This is a genomic window from Nocardioides sp. NBC_00163, assembly GCF_045206295.1.
In the GTDB taxonomy this organism is placed as follows: Bacteria; Actinomycetota; Actinomycetes; order Propionibacteriales; family Nocardioidaceae; genus Nocardioides.
Map to the genome: position 1 here is coordinate 2,008,526 of NZ_CP108155.1, position 20,353 is coordinate 2,028,878.

Genomic DNA, 20,353 nt, shown 5'->3' on the forward strand with positions numbered 1-20,353 from the left:
CGCGGCCTCACTCGCCCTTGGTCGGACGGGCCTCGTCGATGAGCAGGACAGGGATGCCGTCGCGGACCGGGTAGGCCAACCCGCACTCCCCTTGGCAGACCAGCTCACTGTCGGCCTCGACAGGCAGGAGGTCGCCATGGCACTGCGGGCAGACGATGATCTCGAGCAGCTTCTCGCTCAGGCCCAGAGGGGTCGTTGCGCCAGTCATGTTGCGTTGTCCTTTCGGATGATCGCGAGCGCCTCGTCGCGCACGCGCTCCATGATGAGTGTGTCCTTGCCCTCCGCGTTGAGCCGCAGCAGCGGCTCGGTGTTGGAGGCGCGTACGTTGAACGACCAGTCGGCGTGGGAGAGGGTCAGGCCGTCGAGTCTGTCGACGGTGACGCCGTCGCGCTCTGCGTACGCCTTCTCGATCTCGGCCAGGGTGGCGGCCTGGTCGGGGACGGTGGAGTTGATCTCGCCGCTCATCGGATAGCGAGCGTAGGCAGCCAGCAGATCGCTCAGCGGCTTGTCCGTCTCGGCGAGGGCGGCGAGGACGTGCAGCGCGGCGAGCATGCCGGAGTCGGCGCGCCAGAAGTCGCGGAAGTAGAAGTGGCCGCTGTGCTCCCCGCCGAAGGCCGCCTCGGACTCGGCCATCACGGCCTTGATGTAGGAGTGGCCGACGCGGGTGCGTACCGGGGTGCCGCCGAGCTCGCTCACGATCTCCGGAACCGCGCGGGAGGTGATCAGGTTGTGGATGATCGTCGCGCCCGGCTCCTGGGCCAGGGCACGCTCGGCGATCAGGGCGGTGATCGCGCTCGGGCTGACCACGTCGCCCTTCTCGTCGACCAGGAAGCAGCGGTCGGCGTCGCCGTCGAAGGCCAGGCCGGCGTCGGCGCCGGTCTCGCGGACCTTGGCCTGCAGGTCGACCAGCGTGGTCGAGTCGAGCGGGTTGGCCTCGTGGTTGGGGAAGGTGCCGTCGAGCTCGAAGTACATCGGGATCAGCTCGACGGCGTCGGCGCCCAGGCGGCCGAAGACCGCGGGCGCGGTGTGGCCGGCCATGCCGTTGCCGGCGTCGGCGACGATGGTGAGCCGGCGACCCTTGACCGGGGCCAGACCGAGCAGGTGCGCGGCGTACGCCTCCAGCACATCGGTCTCGCTGATGTCGCCGGAGATGTCGGCGATCGGAGCCTGGCCGGAGATGACCAGGTCGCGGATCTCGTCCAGCCCGGTCTCGGCGCCGACCGGGACCGCGTTGGCCCGGCAGAGCTTGATGCCGTTGTACTGCGCCGGGTTGTGGCTGGCGGTGAACATCGCGCCCGGCAGGCCGAGGTGACCGGAGGCGAAGTAGAGCTCGTCGGTCGACGCCAGCCCGATCATCGTCACGTCGGCTCCCGCCTCGGTCGCACCGTCGGCGAAGGCTCCCGAGAGCGCCGGGGAGCTCGGGCGCATGTCGTGGCCGACGACGATCGACCCACCGCGGGCGCCGACGACGTGCACGAAGGCACGCCCGGCGAGTCGGGCGAGGTTCTCGTCGATCTGGTCAGGGACGGTGCCACGGACGTCGTACGCCTTGAAGACGGCGTTGGCGATGTCGGGGTCGACTCTCTCCGGCATGTCCGGAACTCTAGTCGTCCTACTCCGACGTCAGCACGCGGAGGTGCCCGCGGCGGGTGCCGCCGGGGCGGGGCTGGCCGTCATTCGCCCCCGGCCCGTCGGCTTCGTCCTGCGCGGGGGCCCCGACGGGTCCTCGCGGGGACGGAGCCGGCGGCCTCGCGGCCTCACGGACGGCATCGGCCAGAGCGAGCAGGTCATCGCCCTTGGGCTGCGGGTCGACGGGCTCACGGGCCAGCCTGACGACCTCCCAGCCCCGAGGCGCGGACAGCCGCTCGGCATGCTCCTCGCACAGGTCATAGGCATGCGGCTCGGCATAGGTCGCCAGCGGGCCGAGAACGGCCGTCTGGTCGGCGTACACATAGGTGAGCGTGCAGACGGCTTGACGCTGGCAGGCGGTACGCGAACAACGACGAGCAGTCACGGGTGAACCGTACTCCCCTGAGGCCAGCCGCGCAGTTAGGCTCGCGTACATGACCAGGCACAGGGATCGGCATGGCCGTGGGACTCGCGGCCCGATGGCCGTCCCGACCGACCCGAAGGTGCCGGTCCTACGCACCCGCCGCGAGCGCTTCGACGACATCGCGCTCGCCATCGTCACCGAGATCGACGGTCGCTGGCAGTCACGGCTGGGCCTGATCGAGTACGCCGTCGAGGAGTCGCCGGACATCCCCAAGGAGTGGACCGTCGAGGACCACATCCCGCTCGGGTCGCTCGAGCGTGGCTCGGGCGCGAAACCCGCGCGGCTGGTGATCTACCGGCGGCCGATCGAGCACCGCTGCCACACCCGCTCCGAGGTCGAGGCGATGGTGCTCATGGTCGTGGTCGAGCAGATCGCGGACCTGCTCGGGATCGCCGCCGAGGACGTCGATCCGCGTTACCAGCCGTGAGGCTTGGGTGAGTCGTCTTTTCGTCGGTGCTCTTAGGTACCGAGATTTTGGGGCTGGTCTTGGGCCGCCGACCCTGTCTTCGAGGGTCTTCTCGACCTGCCCCGGAGTAAAGGACGGCCTGCGGCCGCCGGCTTCGCCGGCCGCTTCGCGGTCCTTGACACCGGACCACGTCGAGAAAGAATTTGGCTGGCTATCGGGGCGGCGGCCCGAGTGTGGCCACGGCACACTCACCCACGGAAGGTGACCGCTCCACGCCTGAATCAGCCATGGGGTCTCCGCGTGAAAGAAAAATTTCTTCCACCCACCAACCCCACCCCGGCCGAGGCGGCACCTTGCGGCGAACGAAAATTCGTTCGCCTCCCACCCAGCCCGACTGACCAGACGAAACACCAACCAGAATCCCCAAGCCCGCGCCCAACCCAAACCTCCGCGCCAAACCCCTGCCGCCGACCACGAGGCAACACCGACTCGAAAGGCGGTGCTCAGCGCTCCAACGGCAACGGCAGCCCAGGAGCAACGCCAGCGGTGCGTACCTCCGAGCGCAGCGGGCGGAACGGGACGATCGCGTCGCCGTCCCCGCTCATCACCACGGCCGCGTTGATCTCGACGCCCGCGGGCACAAGCTGGATCAGCGCTGCCTCCGCGGGCACCTCGACCTCGGCACCCAGCCCCGGACCGATCTCGACGGACTTGGCCTTGAGCGCCTTGCCCTTCGCGGTCATCGGGACCACCTTGACGGTCCCGCTGGCCCCGGTCTTGGCGACCGGGCCGGAGATCAGGACCCGCTTCTTACCGACAGCGGCACCGGCCGGGACGACCACCGCGGTCGGCTCCGAGATCGTCTCGGTGGCCGTGGTGATCGCGACGTCGCCGCGGTCGACCGAGCGCATCGCGGTGGCGACCGGGCCGGTGGCGACGATCTCGACGCCGTACGCGTCACCGGCGCTGTCCTTGCCGAGCAGCTTGGTCAGGTCGACCTGCGTCTGCCCGTTGGGCGGCACGCTGATCTCCGGAGCACCCTCCGGGGTGAGCACGTTCTTCGGGGTGAGCAGGCGCAGCTCGGCGCTCACCTGGGCGTCGCCCGGGTTGGTGACGGTGAGCGTGCGGCTCGCGGACTTGTTGGGGTAGCCGACCAGCAGGTTGGTCTCGGCCGGAGTCGACTGACCCGGGAAGTAGTCCTCGCTGCCACCCTGCGTCTCTAGTGCGACGGCACGGTCGCGGACCATCACCCCGGCCTGGCCGCGTACGACCGTGGTCTTCAGGGAGAGCTCGCCCTTGCGCGGGATCACGTGCAGCAGGTCGAAGGTGCGGGTGGTGTTGCCGGGGATCGCGACGCCGCGGAGGTCCTCGGGGACCGCCACCACGCCCTTCTCGTCGTAGAGCGAGATGTCGACCGTGGCCGCGCCGCTGTTGGGGTTGGTGAGCTCGAGGATCGAGTTGTGGGTGGCGCCCGCACCGATGCCGGGGAACCACGCCTCCGCCTGCGGAGGCAGGCAGCCCGTCGCCGCGAGCGGCTTGGTCGTCGAACGTCCGGCGACCAGCCCGGGCGCGACCTCCTTGCCCGCCTTGACCACGACCGATCCGGGCTTGACCGACGCGCTGGTGACCTTGCCGGCCCCCACGGTGGTCTCCGCGCCGTTGCCCGCACCCGGGCCGTTCAGCGTGACCTTGCCGGACCCCTCGGCAGCGTTGGTGACGGCGACCTGGTCGGCGCCGGACTTCGGCTTGCCGGGGCACACCACGGTGGCCGCCGTCGGCGCGCTGCTGTCGGCGGCCAGCTTCGGCTGCTCCCACTGGTGGGGCCGGTTGAGCAGCAGCGCCACGGCCATCGCGCCGACCAGGCCCAGCGCCACGAGCACGGTGTTGTCGAGGCGCCGACCGCGCTGCCTGCGTACGCGGCGCAGCCGGGGTCGCGCGGCGGCTGCTGCCGCGGCGGCGGCAGCCATCCGTCCGCCCTTGGCCCGCTCCTGCTGTGATTCCTGCTGGGCCTCCGGCTCCTCCGCGCGCATCTCGTCGGCGGTCGGCCAAGCCTCGAACTCCGGCTCGAAGCCGCCCCGGAACTCGCCGGTCCGATACTCGCCGGTCCGATAGTCGCCGGTCTGATAGTCGCCCTCGTACGGCGGCGGGTAGCCCGTCTGGGCAAGCATCTGTCCCGTCTCCGGGCCAGGCACGTAGGGCTCCTGGGCGTAGAGCTGCTCCGGGGTGTAGCCCTCCGGCGGCGTCTGGGCCGTCTGCCCCGTGTAGGGGTCGGCGTACGGGTCCAGCATCCACGGCTCCTGGCCGTAGACGTCGTCGGTCTGCGGCTCCTGCGAGCGGTCGTAGGGGTCTCGTGAGTGACTCATGCCGACTCCCTCCTCTGGATCAGCGTCGGCAGGCACAGGACCAGGACCACGAACAGCCCGATCCCGGCCAGGACCAACAGGATCGTACGGATGATGGACTGTGACTTGGTCACGCCCGGGTCGCTCGGCTCGGAGTCGAGCAGCCAGGCACGCGTCGAGCGCTCGACGGTGCTCGCCTGGGTCACCGACCCGGAGGCGTCGATCCCCTCGGCGACCGAGGAGTCGGCCGGCCCGGGCATCACGATGTAGGCCACGCCCTGGGCGGCCAGATCACCGATCACCGCGTCGTCGGGGTCGGCGGCCAGGCGGCGTACGACTCCCGTGAGCTCCTCGGAGCCACCGGCGACCTGCGCGATCTCGTCCTCACCGAGGGTGATCCCGTCGTTGCGCAGGACGGCGTAGCGGATGCCGTCGTCGACCGAACCGCGAAGCACGAGGACGCCGTCCTCCGGGCCGAGCGTGGTCGAGGTCGGGTCGAGCATGTAGGAGGGCACCCCGATGTGGCCGAGAGCCCGGGTGTTGTCGGTGAGGTCGCCGGTGCCGGCGTAGACGAACCAGCCGAGGCTGCCGACGACGCCGACCGCCGCGGCCGCAGCGGCCGCGCCGACCATGACCTTCCGCAGCCCGCTGAGGCCGTCGAGGATGGCGCCCTGGGCACCCAGTACCGCCGCGACCACCGCGAAGCCCTGGATGGCGACCAGCGGGAAGCCCCAACCGACCCGGGCGATGCCGGCGTCGAGCGGGATCGGGATCCAGGACAGCAACATCGTGACGACCGCGGTCGCGACCGCGCCGATCCAGCAGACCATGACCGGGATCCGGGTGCGACTCGGGATCAGCGCGAGCACGGCGAGCAGCGGCAGCGCCAGGCCCAGCCACCACGGGGCGCCGAGATCGGCACCGTCGAGGCCGGTCAGGCGGCCCACGAGCAGGTCGAACCCGCCGGCGGCCGGGGCCGGCAGCCGGCCAGGGTCGAGCAGCAGAGCGGCCCAGCCGCCGGAGAAGAGCGCCGGCAGCCACCACGGAAGCAGCAGTCCGACCGGTGTCGCGATGGCCGCGGTGGGCGGACCCCACTGGTCGCGGTCGCTGAGCACGGCGGGCATCAGGCGGCGGGCGACGATGAAGATGACCGCCGCGAAGACGGCCGCGACCAGGAAGGCCATCGGCGCGAAGGCGGTGATGACGGTCAGCAGCAGGCCGGTGCGCCATCCGGCGCGCCAGCGGCGGTCGGCGACCGGGTCGCTGAACCCGAGCGCGGCGTGGGCGAGCCAGGGCAGCAGCGCGCCGACCACGACCGCACCGATCCGGCCGTCACCGAAGGCACCGCTGACATAGGGAACCAGGGCGTACGCCGTCGAGCCCCACAGCAGCAGCCAGCGAGGGGCGCCGAGGTGGCTGATCAGCCGGCCCGCGACCCGCAGCAGCCGCCACGCACCGCCGAGCGCGATCGGGAAGCTGAGCAGCATGACGGCGGTGACCGCCAGGCTCGGGTTGCCGCCGAGGAACGTCGCGAGCACCGCCAGCGGGAAGACGTGCGGCGGCGCGGGCACACCGGTGCCCTGCGAGATCGCGTGCCACGACTCAAACTGCAGCTGCCACCAGTCGCCCACGTTCTGGGGTGTCGGCCCGAGGCCGCTGCCGGCCACGCCGCCGAGCGCCGCACGTGCCCCGATGACGCCGAGGATGCCGACGACGACCAGGAGCACCGCGACCGGGTTGGTGAACAGACGCACCAGCCATCCGGTCTCGGCGGGGATCTCGTCCTCCTCCAGCTGTGCCCGATCGGCCTGCCGCTTGGCGGCGAAGGAGGCCGGGTCGGCCTCGGCCTGCGCCATCTGGCGCCGCTCGGCGATGTCGGAGGCCTGCAGGGTGACCGCGGTGGCGACGTCGGAGACGAAGTCGAGACCGTGGCGGTAAGGCAGCCAGGGCGGAGGCAGCAGTGCCTTGACCACGTCCTTGTCGGCGTGCGCCTGCTTCCGGCGACGCCGCTTGGCGAGCATGATCTGGCCGGTGTGGCCGTAGATCCAGCCCAGCGCGGCCAGGTCGTCGAGCGCGGTCCCGGGATCGCGCACCAGGATGAAGCCGAGCATCCGCCACAGGGTCTGGAAGAAGAACCTGACCATCCACAGCGCCAGCGTCCCCGGCCGGCCGTTGACCAGCAGGGTGTAGAGCGCGGCCCGGCGCTCCTGATAGTGGATCCGGCGACCGGTCAGCTGCGTCTTGCGTACGCCGCGGTGGGCCGCCTCCACGTGGAAGACGACCGCGTCCGGGACGGCGATGGTCGTGAAGCCGGCGTTCGCGGCCCGCCAGCCGAGGTCCATGTCGGTGCCGAGGACCGGGAGGTGCTTGTCGAAGCCGCCCAGGTATTCGAGGACCTCGCGGCGGATCAGCATGCCGGCGGTGTTTACGGCCAGGACGCGGCGTACCTCGTCGTGCTGGCCCTGGTCGTACTCGCCCCGCTCCAGGCCGGTCTCCCGGGCTCCGGTGACCGAGATCGAGACACCGAGCTCGAGCATCCGGCGCAGCGAGGGCCACTCCCGGATCTTGGGGCCGAGGATGTCGGCCTCCGGGTATTCCGCGGCGGCGTCGAGCAGGGTCGAGAGCGCGTGCGGGTCGGGGGTGGAGTCGTCGTGGAGGAACCAGATCCACTCCGGCGGCTGCGCCGCCTGGTGGAGGATGGCGAGCGCCTCGTTGGCCGCGTCCGCGAACGTCGTCGACGCCGGGAGCTTGACCACCTGGGCGAAGGTCTCCTCCAGGATCTCGACCGACCTGTCGGTCGAGCCGGTGTCGATCGTGACGGCAAAGCTCACCGGAGCCTGCTGGTTCCTGATCCCGTCGATGACGGTCGGAAGCCAGCCGGCGCCGTTATGAGAGACGAGGACGAGGGCGACCGACGCATGCACGATCGGCAACCCTAGTGCCCATCTGGTGATAGACCGAATGGACCTGTCGAGCGATCGGCCACGCCCCCACAGGTATCGAGGCGGAAAAGATCAGCAGGCCCGGACCGTGATGGTCCGGGCCTTGCTGGCTCGTGCTTGGTATTGCCTCAGACTGCGCGCTTCTTCAGCTTGCGGCGCTCTCGCTCGGAGAGTCCACCCCAGATTCCGAAGCGCTCGTCGTTGCCCAGAGCAGACTCAAGGCAGTCCTGGCGCACCTCGCAGGTCTGGCAGACCTTCTTGGCCTCCCGAGTCGATCCACCCTTTTCAGGGAAGAACGCCTCCGGATCCGTCTGCGCGCACAGGGCGCGCTCCTGCCAGCCCCCTTCGTCGGTGTCCGGCTCGAGGAGAAACAGCTCTCTCATCGTCTTTCCGACCTTTCGACCCTATTCAGCTTGTTTTCGGGACCGTGACCCCATCTCGGGCCAGTCACCTCACGCCATCGGCAGGTAACCGATCCCCCCGTTTTTTCGGGAACTGCCTCTTGTTACGACCTAGGCCGTCACTTTGATGCAGTTCCCTGCCGAAATCTTCCCGAGATTCTCAAGCGCTGTCGCCACCGCTATCGGTCCCCGTTTCAATTTCGAATCACACTGATGAAATTACATGCCTGTCGGTGCCACAAGTCAACCCTCAAATCTGCTAGGGCCGCTTTAACACAGGCTTTCTGCACCGGCTGGAGCAGGGTTGCTGGCCCCCGTCTGAGAGGCTAGGGCCATGCGTGACATCACCGTTCTCTCCGGCGGCCATGGTGGTTCGAAGTTCATCTCCGGGCTCCTCCACGGCATCTCTGCCGGCCGTGTCCCGGGCATTGAGGAAGATGCCCGGGTCACCGTGATCGCCAATACCGCCGACGATCTGTGGATGCACGGCGTCAAGGTCTGTCCCGACCTCGACACGGTGATGTACACCCTCGGCAACGGATTCGACCATGAGCGCGGCTGGGGCCGCAAGGCCGAGACGTGGTCGATCAAGGAGGAGCTCGAGGCCTACGAGGTCCCCGGCACCTGGTTCGGGCTCGGCGACCGCGATATCGCCACCCATCTCGTACGCACCCAGATGCTCGAGGCCGGCTTTCCGTTGTCGCAGGTCACCACGGCGTTGTGCGAACGCTGGCTGAAGCCTGTATGGGGCGACCGCGTGCAGCTGCTGCCGATGACCGACGACCGCGTCGAGACCCATGTGGCGATCAAGGACGAGAATTCACCCAGTGGACTCTCGGTCGTTCACTTCCAGGAATACTGGGTACGCCTCCGGGCCGGCGTTCCCGTCGAAAAGCTGATCTTCGTGGGGCAGGACGAGTCGAAGCCGGGCCCCGGGGTGATGGACGCGCTGCTGAAGTCCGACCTGGTGATCGTGCCCCCGTCCAACCCGGTCGTCTCGATCGGAACCATCCTCGGCGTACCCGGGATCCGGGAGGGACTGGTCGCCACCTCGGCCCCCGTGGTGGGGATCTCGCCGATCATCAGCGGTCATCACGTACGCGGCATGGCCGAGCAGATGCTCGCCGCCATCGGCGTCGACGCGACCGCCGCCGGAGTCGGTCTGCATTATGGGACGCGGGGCTCGGGCGGGGTCCTCGACGGCTGGCTCGTCGACACCGCCGACGCCGCCGCGGTCCCCTCGCTCACCGAGTCGGGACTGAAGGCGACCGCCGTACCGCTGTGGATGTCCTCCGAGGACGCGACCGCCGACATCGCCGCCGCCGCGGTCGAACTGGTCACCCGATGACGGGGCACACGGCTGGGCCGATGAGTGGGCAGGGCATCACCGTCACCGCCCCGGACGGCGTACCCGAGGTGCGTAAGGGCGACGACCTCGCCGCCCTGCTCCTCGACGCCCTGGCGTCCCCTCTGGTCGACGGCGACATCGTCGTGGTCACCTCGAAGGTCGTCTCCAAGGCCGAGGGTCAGGTGCGGGAGGGCAACCGGGACGACGCGCTCCCCGGCGAGACGACGCGGGTGGTGGCCCGACGCGGGCCGACCCAGATCGTGCGCAGCCGCCTCGGGCTGACGATGGCTGCCGCCGGGATCGACGCCTCCAACGTCGAGGCCGGTTACATCGTGCTGCTCCCCCTGGACCCCGACGCCTCCGCGCGTGCCCTGCGCGCCACGTTCCGCGACCGCACCGGCGCGAACGTCGGGGTGATCATCACCGACACCGCCGGACGCGCCTGGCGCGACGGGCAGACCGACATCGCCATCGGCGCCGCCGGCCTCGAGGTGCTGGAGAGCTTCGCCGGCCAGGTCGACGCCTACGGCAACGACCTCGTCGTCACCGCCCCCGCCGTCGTCGACGAGATCGCCTCGGCGGCCGAGATCTCCCAGGGCAAGCTGGGCGCGAGACCGTTCGCGGTCCTGCGCGGCCGGGCGGACCTCGTCCGCGAGCCGGGTGACGACGGGCCGGGAGCGAGCGCGCTCATCCGCCCCGAGGGGTCGGACTTCTTCGGCTTCGGGGCCAGGGAGGCAGTCGTACGCGCTCTGAAGGGTGCCGCCGAGGACCAGGCTCCGTTCGGTGCGTCGGCAAGCGTCGAGGAGCTCTCCGCGGCCGTCGCGGAGGTGACCGGGACCGCCCCCGTCCCACACCGGGACGGGCTTCGGGTGGCCGGAGCCGACCCCGCGGTGATCGCCGCGCTGGCGTTCGCCCACGGTTGGCGATGCGAGCGCGAGGACAATAATCACGGGGCAACTTCCCTTCTGCTACCACTGACCACCTAGAATCTGCGCGTCCCGACAAAAGACCCGAGGTACGCCGAACCGTGGCCAACAAGTCGCTCAACAAAGACCGCCGTGCGGTCATCAACGACATCCGCAAGAAGCAGGGCCGCGCCGAGCGCGTCCGAGGCTGGGCGATCATCGGTGTCTGCATCGCCTTCGCCGTCGTGATCGTCGGCGCTGCCGCATGGACGCCGATCAGCGGCTTCATCAAGGACAGCGAGTACAAGGACGTCGCTCTGCCGGACATCGGGAAGAGCGCCAAGGCGGCCGGCTGCCAGAAGGTCACCGAGATGGCGGCCGACGGGAACCAGAACCACATCGCCACCGGCACCGAGCAGACCTACACGACTGCTCCCCCGGCATTCGGCCCTCACTGGAACGAGGCCAACGTCGCGCCGGCCGACATGTCGCGCAAGTTCTACACCCCCGAGGACCGTCCCGACCTCGAGGCTCTGGTGCACAACCTCGAGCACGGCTACACGATCGTGTGGTACGACGACACCGTCTCCGAGGACGAGCTGGACGAGCTGCGCGCGATCGGTGACAAGTTCGCCGGCACCTCCAACTTCCGCTACAAGTTCATCGCGGCCCCGTGGACCGCTGCCGACGCCAAGGAGACCGCGGTCGCCGGCGACAAGAAGACCGAGTTCCCCTCGGGCACCCACATCGCGATGACGCACTGGTCCGCCGACCCGGCCAACCCGACCGAGGCGTCCACCCAGAAGGGCGTCTTCCAGTACTGCGAGGGCGTCTCCGGCGAGGCCATCAAGGACTTCATGACTCAGTACCCCTACACCTCCAGCCCCGAGGCCCAGGCCATGTGACCTGGCCCCTCAGGACGTACGAGACGGCCGTCTCCCTTCGGGGAGGCGGCCGTCTCTCGTTTCAGCGAACCGGCTCAGGTGAGGTCGGTGCGGTCGGAGTCCTTGAGAGCCGCGACGATCTTCTTGACCTGTTGGGCATGGGTGCGGGTGGTGACCAGGACGGCGTCGTCGGTATCGACGACGACGATGTCCTCGAGGCCGATGAGGGCGACCATTCGGCCCGAGTGGGGCACGACCAGGCCGGTGGAGTCGAGGGCGTGGACCAGCGAGGCGTCGCCGAGGATCGTGGGGCCCTCGGGCGAGGCGGTGGCGGCTGCCTGGAGCAGCGTCGCGAGCGAGTCGAAGTCGCCGATGTCGTCCCAGCCGAGGTCGGCAGGCACCGTGGCGACCTTGCCGGCGGCGGCAGCGGGCTCGGCGACCGCGTGGTCGACCGCGATCTTCGGCAGCGTCTCCCATAGCTCCTCGAGCCGCGAAGGCTCGGCGGCGATGGCCCGCAGCCGGTCGGTGAAGCCGGGGTCCGACTCCGCGAGCAGGTCGAGAAGAACGGTGGGACGGACGACGAACATCCCGGCGTTCCAGCGGTAGCGGCCGGTCGCGAGATAGCCGGCCGCGACCTCGGCCGACGGCTTCTCGACGAACTCGTCGACCAGGTACGCCCCCGGGTGGCCGTCCAACGGCCTGCCCTCGGCGATGTAGCCGAACGCGGTCGAGGCGAAGGTCGGCGAGATCCCGATCGTCACCAGCCAGCCGTCCGCGGCGATCGCCGCGGCGCTGCGTACGGTCTCGTGGAAGTTGTCGACGTTGCGGATCACGTGGTCGGCCGCGAAGGAGCCCATCACGGCCTCCGGGTCGCGTCGCTCCAGGAAGGCCGCGGCCAGGCCGATCGCGGCCATCGAGTCGCGCCCGCTCGGCTCGGCCAGGATGGCGTCGTGCGGCACCTCGGGCAGCTGCTCGCACACGGCCCGCTCGTGGACCGCGCCGGTCACCACCATGATGCCGTCGGAGACGGGCTCGAGGCGGTCGTAGGTCTCCTGCAGGAGGGTACGTCCGTGGCCGGTGAGGTCGCGCAGGAACTTCGGCTCCGAGGACCGCGAGAGCGGCCACAGCCGCGTGCCGGCACCACCAGCGGGGATCACTGCCCAGAACGTCATGCCGCACACCTTAGAGTTTCGACGTGAGCAGCTTCCCCGAGACCCTCGCCCGAGCCCTGCGGACCAACCCAGGTGGACCGTTCGTGACCTTCTACGACGAAGCGAGCGGCGAGCGCCAGGAGCTGTCCACCACGACGTACGCCAACTGGGTGGCCAAGGCCTCCGGCCTGCTCCTCGACGTGCACGGGCTCGAGCGCGGGGACAGCATCCGGATCGACCTGCCCACCCACTGGCTGGCCACCGTGTTCCTGGGCGCCGCCTGGAACACCGGGCTCGTGGTGACCGACTCCGACGGTTCCGATTCCTCTGGCCCTGACGCCGTCGTCTGCGGCCCCGAGACGCTGCCCGTGTGGGCGGATGACGCCGCGAAGCGGCCGACGCTGGCGTGCTCGCTGCTGCCTTTCGGCGTACGTTTCGCCGACCCGCTCCCCCAGGGCGTGCACGACGTCGGCATCGAGGTCTGGGGACAGCCGGACGCCTTCACGCCCTGGGACCCGCCGGCCGCGGACGACGCGGCCACCTCATGGGCAGGCGTCGAGACCAGCCACGCGGACCTGTTCGGAGGCGGCGGGAAGGCCGTACGGCTGGTCTCCACCGTCCCCTCGGCCTCACCGGCCGGCGCCGAGCTCCTCGCCTCGCTGCTCGCCGGCGGCGGCTCGCTGGTGCTGGTCACCAACGCGACCGACGAGCGCCTCAGCGTTCTTGCGGAGAGCGAGCGGGCTCAGCCGAACTGGTCGTAGCCCCGCACCACGCCCATCTGGGACTTCCGGTCCCAGCCGCCGCTCTGGTTGTGCTCGTAGGCGAACCACATGCCGTCGGACTTGCGACGCAGCAGCAGGTCACCGCCGGTGGCGGCGCCGCGGAGGTCCTTGGTCGCGAGGATGAAGTCGAAGACGCTGGTGTCGATCCCGGGGTCGGAGTAGGTGGTCAGGCCACCGGGGCCGTTGGTGCGGAAGATCAGCAGCTTGCTCGAGACCCTGAAGACAACCTCGGGCGAGCCGTCGTCGGCGTAGAAGCGGCCGGCGCCGATGACCTGGGTCGAGCCGCTCACTGCGCTGCGCATCCGGTAGGACGCGCCCAGGGCGCTGGTGCCGCGCCCGGGCCAGACCCGGATCTCGCCGGTGGAGTGCTTGCCCACGAGGTCGGGCCAGCCGTCGCCGGTGATGTCGCTGACCACGTCGATGACCGAGACGGACCCGAAGCCGCGCCCGATGATGACGCCGGTGGCGAACGTCTCGGTGCCGTTGCCGCGGTTGACCCGGATCGTGCCGTCGGTGTGGCGGATCAGGATGTCGCCGTCGCCGTCGCGGTCCCAGTCACCGGCGTTCATCAAGGTGGCCGAGGTGCCACCGATCAGGTTCGTCGCCCGCGGCGTACCGAAGCGGGCGTTGCCGTCGGTGCGGATCACGACGATCCGCTTGTCGGCAGCGCGCCGGGCGACCAGGTCCGGGTAGCCGCGCCCACTGATCTGTGACTGCAGCTCGCGCGCCGCCCAGCTCGCCTGCTTCGAACCCGCCTGCGAGCGGATCGTGCTCAGCTTGGCGTAGAGGTAGCGGCCCGGGCACGCAGTGGAGCCGGCGTCGCGATGGCCCATGATCGCGTGCGAGAAGGTGCGGTCTCCGATCCGGGTGGAGCCCTTGTTGCCGCGGACACCGTGCAGCGACAGCTTCCACGCGAACAACGTCCCGAAGGCGTTCACCAGCGCGGTCGGAGGTGCGACGTTGTCGAAGTTGCCGATCGCGGAGGCGCCGAAGCCGTAGCTGTTGTAACCCGAGGTGTGAGCACCCACGACTGGGCGGTCGACGCCGCCGTAGCGGCCCTCCCAGATCCGGCCGAACTTGTCGACCAGGAAGTTGTAGCCGATGTCGCGCCAGCCCCGGCTCCGCACGTGGTAGGCGTAGATGCTCCGGATGATCCCCGGCACCTGCGCCTTCGTGTAGGAGTTCGTGTTGACGGTGTGATGCACGAACCCACCGCGGACCTCGTGGTAGTCGGGCGGGCCGGCCTCGCGCACGCTCTCGTCGGCGCCCCACTGGCGACGGCTGTAGATGCTGGGCTTGGAGGTGTACGCGGCCGCCGACAGCGTCGCCGCCTCCCCCTCCTCGGCGCGCCGGGTGCCCTCGACCGCCTCGGCCGGCTCCGGCGCGTCATCGGCGCCGGTCTCGATCTCGGGCGACTCGCTGCGGATCTCGGCCGCCTCACCGGGCGTGATCACCGCCAGCCTGAGGTCGGCGGGCACCCGGGCACCTGTCAGCCGCAGCCGGGTCTGTACCTGGTCGACCTCGCCGACGATCGCCTCCATGGTGCCGGGCCTCGACCCGTCGGCCTCCGCCGAGCCCGGGTCAGGAGCATGGTCGTCGACGTGGACGTCCAACGCCTGCCAGTCGCTCCACGTCCCGTCCTCCAACGTGCGTACGTCGGCCCCGACCGCCTCCTCCGGGACGACCGCGCCGGGCGCCCAGGTGAGTCCGGCGGTCCCGAAGCCGTCCACCGGCTGCGGGAGGCTGGTGACGGTCACCGCATCGCCCGCGGAAGTGGCCTTCTTGGCCTCAGCGGTGATCCGTCCAGCAACGCCGTGTCCGGACGGCGCGGTCAGCGAGATCTCCTCGACGTGGGCGTCGACCGGATCGGAAGGCACCTGCGCCGCTGACGGCACCGCCACCTGGCTCCCGGAGACGGGAACCTCGCCGGGTCGGACCACCTTCAGGTCGACGACGGTGCTCGCCGGGACCAGCGCGGCCAGGACGAACCCGAGCACGAGCAGCTGCTGGGTCGAGGCGACGTAGCGCGACCGAGCGCGCTCGACATCGCTCGACTGCTCTTCTCCGGCCTGCGAATGCACGTATGGATCCCCCTGGTTCCGTAACACCAGGGAACATCTTTCACATCAGTCACAGGGGTTGGGAAGAGCCCGCGGGGAACTACAGATCTGTAATTCCCCGCGGGCTCTCGCCCTGAGCTCAGCTCAGACTTCAGCCCCAAGGGCGCTGTCGGCAGCGTCGAGCTTCCTCTGCGCCACCGAGCCCTTGGAATCGTCCTCACCGTAGTGGAGGTACTCGATGCCCTCGTCGACGTCGCCGTCGAAGACCAGGCGGCCCTTCTCCAGGCAGATGACGCGGTCGCACATCCGCTTGACCGAACCGGCGGCGTGGCTGACGTAGACCACGGTGCGGCCGCTGTCGCGGATCTCCTCCATCTTCTCCATGCACTTCTTCTTGAAGGGCTTGTCACCGACGGCGAGGACCTCGTCGGCGAGGAAGATGTCGGAGTCGATGTGGACGGCGACCGAGAACCCCAGGCGCGAGTACTGCCCCGAGGAGTAGTTGCCCACCGGGGAGTTGAGGTGGTCGCCGAGCTCGGCGAAGTTCACCACGTCGTCGTAGATCTCGGCGGTCTCCTCGGCGGAGAGCCCGTAGATCGCGGCGTTGAGGAAGATGTTCTCCCGGCCGGACAGCTGCGGGTGGAAGCCCGCACCCGTCGCGATCAGGCCCGCGATCTGGCCACGCGTCTTCACGACACCCTGGTCGGGGCGCATCACGCCGCTGATCAGCTTCAGCAGGGTCGACTTGCCCGAGCCGTTGAGGCCCATCAGACCGACCGACTCGCCCTGCTTGATCGTGAAGGTGACGTCGTCCAGCGCCTTGAAGGTGTTGGAGACGGCCCGTCCCTTCATCTTGGCGACGGTGATGTCCTTGATGCTGCGGTGGTAGCGGAGCGTGAAGTTCTTGGTGACTCCGTCCACCACGATCGAGTCGGCGGTCATGTCAGACGCTCCGGAATCTTGTTCTCGTACTTGCTGAAGACCACCTGGGCGATCACCAGCAGGACCAGCGAGACACCGAACGCACCCAGACCCCACATCCACAGATTCTCGGGCAGGTGCTTGGCGGCGGTCTCCTCGGGATTCGGGGTCACTCCGACCCAGAAAGCCTGCTGGAAGAGCAGCACGGCGTCCGCGATCGGGTTGAGCAGGTAGATCCAGGCCTTGTCCCCGAGGGCGCTCTCGATCATCGAGAACGGGTACATCATCGGGACGCCGAAACGGATGTAGTTGGTCAGGATGTTGACCGCGCTGCCGAAGTCCCGGAAGAAGACGTTGGCCAAGCTGAAGACCAGGGCAAGAGCGGTGCCCAGCGCCATCACGATGCCGAGCGCGAGCAGGAAGGAGGGAACCGTCTCCCAGGTCGGCGTCCATCCGCTGAACAGACAGACGACGATGAGGATCAGAGTCGCCGGCACGAGGTGGTAGAGCGAGACCAGCATCGAGGCGACCGGGAACATCTCCTTCGGCATCGCCATCTTCTTCAGCAACCCCTTGTTGCCGAGCAGGGACCGCGTCCCTGCCCCGAAGGTCTCGGTGAAGAAGTGGACGATGACCAGCCCGGCGAACAGGTGGACCGGGTAGTTGTCCATCCCCTTGTCCGCGCCCATGATCTTGCCCATGAAGATCCAGTAGACGAGGAACTGCGTCAACGGGTTGATGTAGGACCAGAAGACGCCGAGGATCGAGTTGGAGTAGCGACCGCTGATCTCCCGCTGCACGAGCAGCTTGAGGAGGTAGCGGCTCTTGAAGACCGAGAGCAGACCGAGGTTCTCCGCCGGGGGTGCCAGCGGCGCGTCGACGATCCGTACGGGGCGTTCGTCAACTCCGGTTGCCATCGGACCCCTTCTCCTCAGCGACCTTCCACGGCTCGAACGTCTTCTCCCAGGCCTCCGGCGAGGTGAACTCGCCCAGCTTGGAGCGGTACTCCTCGGCCAGCTTCGGCCACTGGCGCTTGAGCCGGCGGTGCACCTTGACGGTGTCCCTCAGCATCTGGTTGAAGAGCTTCTTGTCGCGGCGGTAGAAGGCAGCACCCTGCTGGTCGTTCATCGACACGATGGCGCTGTCGTACTTGGTGATCCGGTACCACTGGTTGTCCATCGCGGCGAGCTCGGCCTCGGGGAACTCCGTGGAGAGCTTGCGCGGCTTCATGATCTGCCGGATCGGCGCCTTGAGCGCGGCCAGCTTGACCTCGCGGTTGGTCGGGACCTCGGTGTCCTCCTTGCCCTTGCGCGGCGGCTTGTGGCGGCGCACGGGCGGGAACTCCTCGCGGTCGGCCTTGAGCTGCGCGTCCGGGTAGTCCTTGACCATCTCGCGTACGGCGGGAAGCTGGGTCGCGAGGGTCTCATGGAGCTTCTCGGGGCCGGCGAGCACATCGAGCAGCGCCTGGTGGCGCAGCATGACCGTCGAGTACTGCATCGAGACCAGGTGCTTGATCTGGTGGGAGAACGACTCGGTGACCATGCGGCCGCCGTCGTCGTAGATCGAGTGCAGCAGCGCGGCGACGAAGCGGTTGCGCTGGTGGAAGTAGGACTGCCAGTCGAGGGCATCGTTCTTGTCGGTCCACGGGACGTGCCACACGGCCGCGCCCGGGAACGACACGGTCGGGAAGCCGGCCGCCTTGGCGCGCAGGCCGTACTCGGAGTCGTCCCACTTGATGAAGACCGGCAGCGAGAGCCCGATCTCCTCGATCACCTTGCGCGGGATCAGGCACATGAACCAGCCGTTGAAGTCCACGTCGACGCGCTTGTGCAGCCAGCGGGTCGAGCGCAGGTTGCGGGCGCCGAAGTCCCAGTCGCCGTAGACGCCGGGAGCCGACTGCCACCAGAAGCGCCACGGCTGGACGATCTCGCCGTAGGAGTGCAGGCGCGACTTCGCGTAGAGCGAGAACATGTGACCGCCGACGATGGTCGGCCGCTTGGCGAGGTCACCGAAGGTGATCGCGCGGATGATGCCCTCGGGCTCGCAGACGACGTCGTCGTCCATCATCAGGGCGTACGTCGCGGTGCCCTTGCGCACCGACTCGAGCTGACCACGCGCATAGCCGCCGGAGCCGCCCAGGTTGCCCTGCTCGATGATGTGCAGCAGGTCGCCCAGGGCCTTCTCGGCCGCGGGGAACTCGACGTCGTCGGCGACCTTCTTGGTGCCCTGCTCCATCACGAAGACGGTGTCGAGGTAGGGGCGCAGCTGCTCGTCCTCGCCCATCTGCGCGAGCAGCTTGGCGCAGAAGTCGGGCTTGTTCATGGTGGTGACGCAGATGTCGACGGTGCCGTGCTCGGCACGGTCGTCGGGGACCTCCGCGGTCCACTCGGCCGAGGTGATGACGGCGTCCTCGTCGGAGGCGACGACGTCGTACCAGTACCAGCCACCGTCGACGAACGGCTTCAGCGGCAGGTCGAAGGTGAAGGTGCCCTCGGGGTTGGTGCCGGTGTCAGCCGCGTCGACGCGCTGCGAGCGGCCGTTGGCCATCGACTTGTAGACGATGACGCTCGCGCCGCGGCCCTGGAGCGCGACGGTCAGCTTCACGCTGTCGACCACGGTGTGCCGGCGCCAGTAGCTGGCCGGGAACGCGTTGAAGTAGGTGCCGAGCGAGAGCCGCTCGCTCTTCAGGATCCGCAGCGCCGTACGCGACTCGATCTGGTCGGGGTGGATCTGGGTGCCGTCGTTGATCGACTGGCGGATCTGGGCGTTGTTCAGCGCCTGGGCCGTCTTGTCGGAGCCGACCTCGTACTTGTCGGCGTCGAGGATGGCGGCCTGGTTGTCGACGTAGAGCGGGAGTACGTCGGAGTCACGGTCCAGGGGCAGGATCTGCCGCTGGAGCAGTCGGGTCACGCTCATTCGTCAACGCCTCCGGAGGTGAGCGGGGTGCCGTCCTCGAAGTGGGGACGGAGCTTGTTCTCGAACATGGTGAGCGCGGACGCGATCGCCATGTGCATGTCGAGGTACTTGTAGGTGCCGAGACGGCCACCGAAGAGCACCATCGGCTCCTTCTTGGCCAGGTCGCGGTAGACCAGGATCTTTTCGCGGTTGTCGGCGGTGTTGATCGGGTAGTAGGGCTCGTCGCCCTCCTGGGCGAAGCGGCTGTACTCCTTCACCACGATCGTCTTGCCGGGCTTGTAGCGGTCGGCGCGCTCGGGGTGGAGGTGCTTGAACTCCAGCTCACGGGTGAACGGGACCTCGGGGTCGTTGGCGTTCACCACGCCGGTGCCCTGGTAGTCGTCCACCTCGAGGGTCTCGGACTCGAGGTCCACGGTGCGCCAGGAGAGCTTGCCCGCGGAGAAGTCGAAGTACTCGTCGACCGGACCGGTGTAGACGATCGGGACCTTGCCCTTGTAGTCGTCGACCACGGTGAAGAAGTCGGTGTCGAGCTTGACCTCGATGTTGGGGTGGTCGGCCATCCGCTGCAGCCACGCGGTGTAGCCGTCGACCGGGAGACCCTCGTACTTGTCGTTGAAGTAACGGTTGTCGAAGGTGTAGCGGACCGGGAGGCGCGTGATGATGTCGGGCGACAGCTCCGTCGGGTCCTTCTCCCACTGCTTGGCGGTGTAGCCCTTGATGAAGGCCTCGTAGAGCGGGCGGCCGATCAGCGAGATCGCCTTCTCCTCGAGGTTCGTGGCGTCCTCGGTGTTGAACTCGGAGGCCTGCTCCGCGATCAGCGCGCGCGCCTCGTCGGGGGTGTGCGACTTGCCGAAGAAGGAGTTGATCAGCGCGAGGTTCATCGGCAGGGAGTAGACCTGCCCCTTGTACTTCCCGAACACCTTGTGCTTGTAGTCGGTGAACTCGGTGAACTTCCGCACGTAGTTCCACACCTTCTCGTTGGAGGTGTGGAAGAGGTGGGTGCCGTACTTGTGCACCTCGATGCCGGTCTCCTCGTCGAACTCGGAGTAGGCGTTTCCACCGATGTGCGGACGGCGCTCGATGATGAGCACCTTCTTGTCCAGCTCGGTGGCGGCGCGCTCGGCGATGGTGAGGCCGAAGAGGCCGGAGCCGACGACGACGAGGTCAGGAGTGGTTTCAGGGGAGGACACGATCGCTCAGTCTAGGTCTCTGTGGGTAAGGGGACGGTCGGGGAGGTCAGGC

General features: G+C 68.9%; 17 protein-coding genes. 5 read left to right on the forward strand and 12 right to left on the reverse strand.

Annotated features, from left to right (window positions below):
• Window positions 1-7: 7 nt before the first annotated feature.
• The 3 genes from OG801_RS09600 to OG801_RS09610 are packed head-to-tail and all read right to left on the reverse strand — an operon-like array spanning window position 8 to window position 2,065.
• Window positions 8-187 (reverse strand): Trm112 family protein, encoded by a 180-nt coding sequence (locus OG801_RS09600; protein ID WP_374221696.1) that lies wholly within the window; start codon window positions 185-187, stop codon window positions 8-10.
• 17 nt (window positions 188-204) lie between these two features.
• The gene (locus tag OG801_RS09605) at window positions 205-1,593 is read right to left on the reverse strand and encodes a phosphomannomutase/phosphoglucomutase (protein ID WP_406035466.1); all 1,389 of its coding nucleotides are present in this window, start codon (window positions 1,591-1,593) and stop codon (window positions 205-207) included.
• Between the two features lie 19 nt (window positions 1,594-1,612).
• On the reverse strand, window positions 1,613-2,065 hold the full coding sequence (locus tag OG801_RS09610; RefSeq protein ID WP_406035468.1) for a DUF3499 domain-containing protein: 453 nt from the start codon (window positions 2,063-2,065) through the stop codon (window positions 1,613-1,615).
• Between OG801_RS09610 and OG801_RS09615 the strand changes: the two genes are divergently transcribed.
• Window positions 2,064-2,480, forward strand: coding sequence for a metallopeptidase family protein (locus OG801_RS09615; RefSeq protein WP_355017883.1), 417 nt, complete (start codon window positions 2,064-2,066; stop codon window positions 2,478-2,480). The two genes, OG801_RS09610 and OG801_RS09615, sit on opposite strands and share 2 nt — an antisense overlap.
• A 482-nt stretch (window positions 2,481-2,962) precedes the next feature.
• Here the strand turns inward: OG801_RS09615 and OG801_RS09620 are convergent, their stop codons facing one another.
• The 3 genes from OG801_RS09620 to OG801_RS09630 all read right to left on the reverse strand — a co-directional run bounded on the left by OG801_RS09620 (window position 2,963) and on the right by OG801_RS09630 (window position 8,126).
• The gene (locus OG801_RS09620; RefSeq protein ID WP_406035469.1) at window positions 2,963-4,822 is read right to left on the reverse strand and encodes a DUF5719 family protein; all 1,860 of its coding nucleotides are present in this window, start codon (window positions 4,820-4,822) and stop codon (window positions 2,963-2,965) included.
• Window positions 4,819-7,725, reverse strand: a complete 2,907-nt coding sequence (locus tag OG801_RS09625) for a glycosyltransferase (protein WP_406035471.1) — start codon at window positions 7,723-7,725, stop codon at window positions 4,819-4,821. Before OG801_RS09625 ends, OG801_RS09620 begins: the two co-directional genes overlap by 4 nt.
• Before the next feature lie 146 nt (window positions 7,726-7,871).
• Window positions 7,872-8,126: a WhiB family transcriptional regulator gene (locus OG801_RS09630; protein ID WP_008361238.1), complete on the reverse strand. Its 255-nt coding sequence runs from the start codon at window positions 8,124-8,126 to the stop codon at window positions 7,872-7,874.
• Window positions 8,127-8,478: 352 nt separating this feature from the next.
• Between OG801_RS09630 and cofD the strand changes: the two genes are divergently transcribed.
• Genes cofD through OG801_RS09645 form a run of 3 tightly spaced genes read left to right on the forward strand, consistent with a single transcriptional unit; the run spans window position 8,479 to window position 11,302 of the window.
• Window positions 8,479-9,492 carry a 2-phospho-L-lactate transferase gene (gene cofD, locus OG801_RS09635; protein WP_406035473.1) on the forward strand — a complete coding sequence of 338 codons (1,014 nt, stop codon included), beginning with the start codon at window positions 8,479-8,481 and terminating at the stop codon, window positions 9,490-9,492.
• A 20-nt stretch (window positions 9,493-9,512) separates the two neighbouring features.
• Window positions 9,513-10,478 carry a coenzyme F420-0:L-glutamate ligase gene (locus OG801_RS09640; RefSeq protein ID WP_406035475.1) on the forward strand — a complete coding sequence of 322 codons (966 nt, stop codon included), beginning with the start codon at window positions 9,513-9,515 and terminating at the stop codon, window positions 10,476-10,478.
• A 41-nt stretch (window positions 10,479-10,519) separates the two neighbouring features.
• The gene (locus tag OG801_RS09645; protein ID WP_355017878.1) at window positions 10,520-11,302 is read left to right on the forward strand and encodes a DUF3105 domain-containing protein; all 783 of its coding nucleotides are present in this window, start codon (window positions 10,520-10,522) and stop codon (window positions 11,300-11,302) included.
• Between the two features lie 74 nt (window positions 11,303-11,376).
• On the opposite strand, the gene OG801_RS09650 is transcribed toward OG801_RS09645, so the two are convergent.
• The gene (locus OG801_RS09650) at window positions 11,377-12,453 is read right to left on the reverse strand and encodes a mannose-1-phosphate guanylyltransferase (RefSeq protein WP_355017877.1); all 1,077 of its coding nucleotides are present in this window, start codon (window positions 12,451-12,453) and stop codon (window positions 11,377-11,379) included.
• A 23-nt stretch (window positions 12,454-12,476) separates the two neighbouring features.
• Between OG801_RS09650 and OG801_RS09655 the strand changes: the two genes are divergently transcribed.
• Window positions 12,477-13,193, forward strand: a complete 717-nt coding sequence (locus OG801_RS09655) for a TIGR03089 family protein (protein ID WP_406035478.1) — start codon at window positions 12,477-12,479, stop codon at window positions 13,191-13,193.
• On the opposite strand, the gene OG801_RS09660 is transcribed toward OG801_RS09655, so the two are convergent.
• The 5 genes from OG801_RS09660 to glf all read right to left on the reverse strand — a co-directional run bounded on the left by OG801_RS09660 (window position 13,175) and on the right by glf (window position 20,301).
• Complete coding sequence (locus tag OG801_RS09660; RefSeq protein ID WP_406035480.1) at window positions 13,175-15,295, reverse strand: N-acetylmuramoyl-L-alanine amidase; 2,121 nt, start codon at window positions 15,293-15,295, stop codon at window positions 13,175-13,177. The genes OG801_RS09655 and OG801_RS09660 overlap by 19 nt on opposite strands.
• A 123-nt stretch (window positions 15,296-15,418) precedes the next feature.
• Window positions 15,419-16,216 (reverse strand): ABC transporter ATP-binding protein, encoded by a 798-nt coding sequence (locus OG801_RS09665; protein WP_406035482.1) that lies wholly within the window; start codon window positions 16,214-16,216, stop codon window positions 15,419-15,421.
• Window positions 16,213-17,112, reverse strand: coding sequence for an ABC transporter permease (locus OG801_RS09670; protein WP_355017873.1), 900 nt, complete (start codon window positions 17,110-17,112; stop codon window positions 16,213-16,215). Before OG801_RS09670 ends, OG801_RS09665 begins: the two co-directional genes overlap by 4 nt.
• Window positions 17,096-19,111: a glycosyltransferase gene (locus OG801_RS09675; RefSeq protein WP_355017872.1), complete on the reverse strand. Its 2,016-nt coding sequence runs from the start codon at window positions 19,109-19,111 to the stop codon at window positions 17,096-17,098. The genes OG801_RS09670 and OG801_RS09675 overlap by 17 nt, the downstream gene beginning before the upstream one ends.
• On the reverse strand, window positions 19,108-20,301 hold the full coding sequence (gene glf, locus OG801_RS09680; protein WP_406035484.1) for a UDP-galactopyranose mutase: 1,194 nt from the start codon (window positions 20,299-20,301) through the stop codon (window positions 19,108-19,110). The genes OG801_RS09675 and glf overlap by 4 nt, the downstream gene beginning before the upstream one ends.
• Window positions 20,302-20,353: the final 52 nt, after the last annotated feature.

Bases quoted from the DNA above. Each gene is read 5' to 3' on its own strand.
- OG801_RS09605 (WP_406035466.1), bottom strand. From the start codon at position 1,593: ATGCCGGAGAGAGTCGACCCCGACATCGCCAACGCCGTCTTCAAGGCG.
- OG801_RS09615 (WP_355017883.1), top strand. From the start codon at position 2,064: ATGACCAGGCACAGGGATCGGCATGGCCGTGGGACTCGCGGCCCGATG.
- OG801_RS09610 (WP_406035468.1), bottom strand. From the start codon at position 2,065: ATGTACGCGAGCCTAACTGCGCGGCTGGCCTCAGGGGAGTACGGTTCA.
- OG801_RS09620 (WP_406035469.1), bottom strand. From the start codon at position 4,822: ATGAGTCACTCACGAGACCCCTACGACCGCTCGCAGGAGCCGCAGACC.
- OG801_RS09630 (WP_008361238.1), bottom strand. From the start codon at position 8,126: ATGAGAGAGCTGTTTCTCCTCGAGCCGGACACCGACGAAGGGGGCTGG.
- cofD (WP_406035473.1), top strand. From the start codon at position 8,479: ATGCGTGACATCACCGTTCTCTCCGGCGGCCATGGTGGTTCGAAGTTC.
- OG801_RS09640 (WP_406035475.1), top strand. From the start codon at position 9,513: ATGAGTGGGCAGGGCATCACCGTCACCGCCCCGGACGGCGTACCCGAG.
- OG801_RS09650 (WP_355017877.1), bottom strand. From the start codon at position 12,453: ATGACGTTCTGGGCAGTGATCCCCGCTGGTGGTGCCGGCACGCGGCTG.
- OG801_RS09665 (WP_406035482.1), bottom strand. From the start codon at position 16,216: ATGACCGCCGACTCGATCGTGGTGGACGGAGTCACCAAGAACTTCACG.
- OG801_RS09670 (WP_355017873.1), bottom strand. From the start codon at position 17,112: ATGGCAACCGGAGTTGACGAACGCCCCGTACGGATCGTCGACGCGCCG.
- OG801_RS09675 (WP_355017872.1), bottom strand. From the start codon at position 19,111: ATGAGCGTGACCCGACTGCTCCAGCGGCAGATCCTGCCCCTGGACCGT.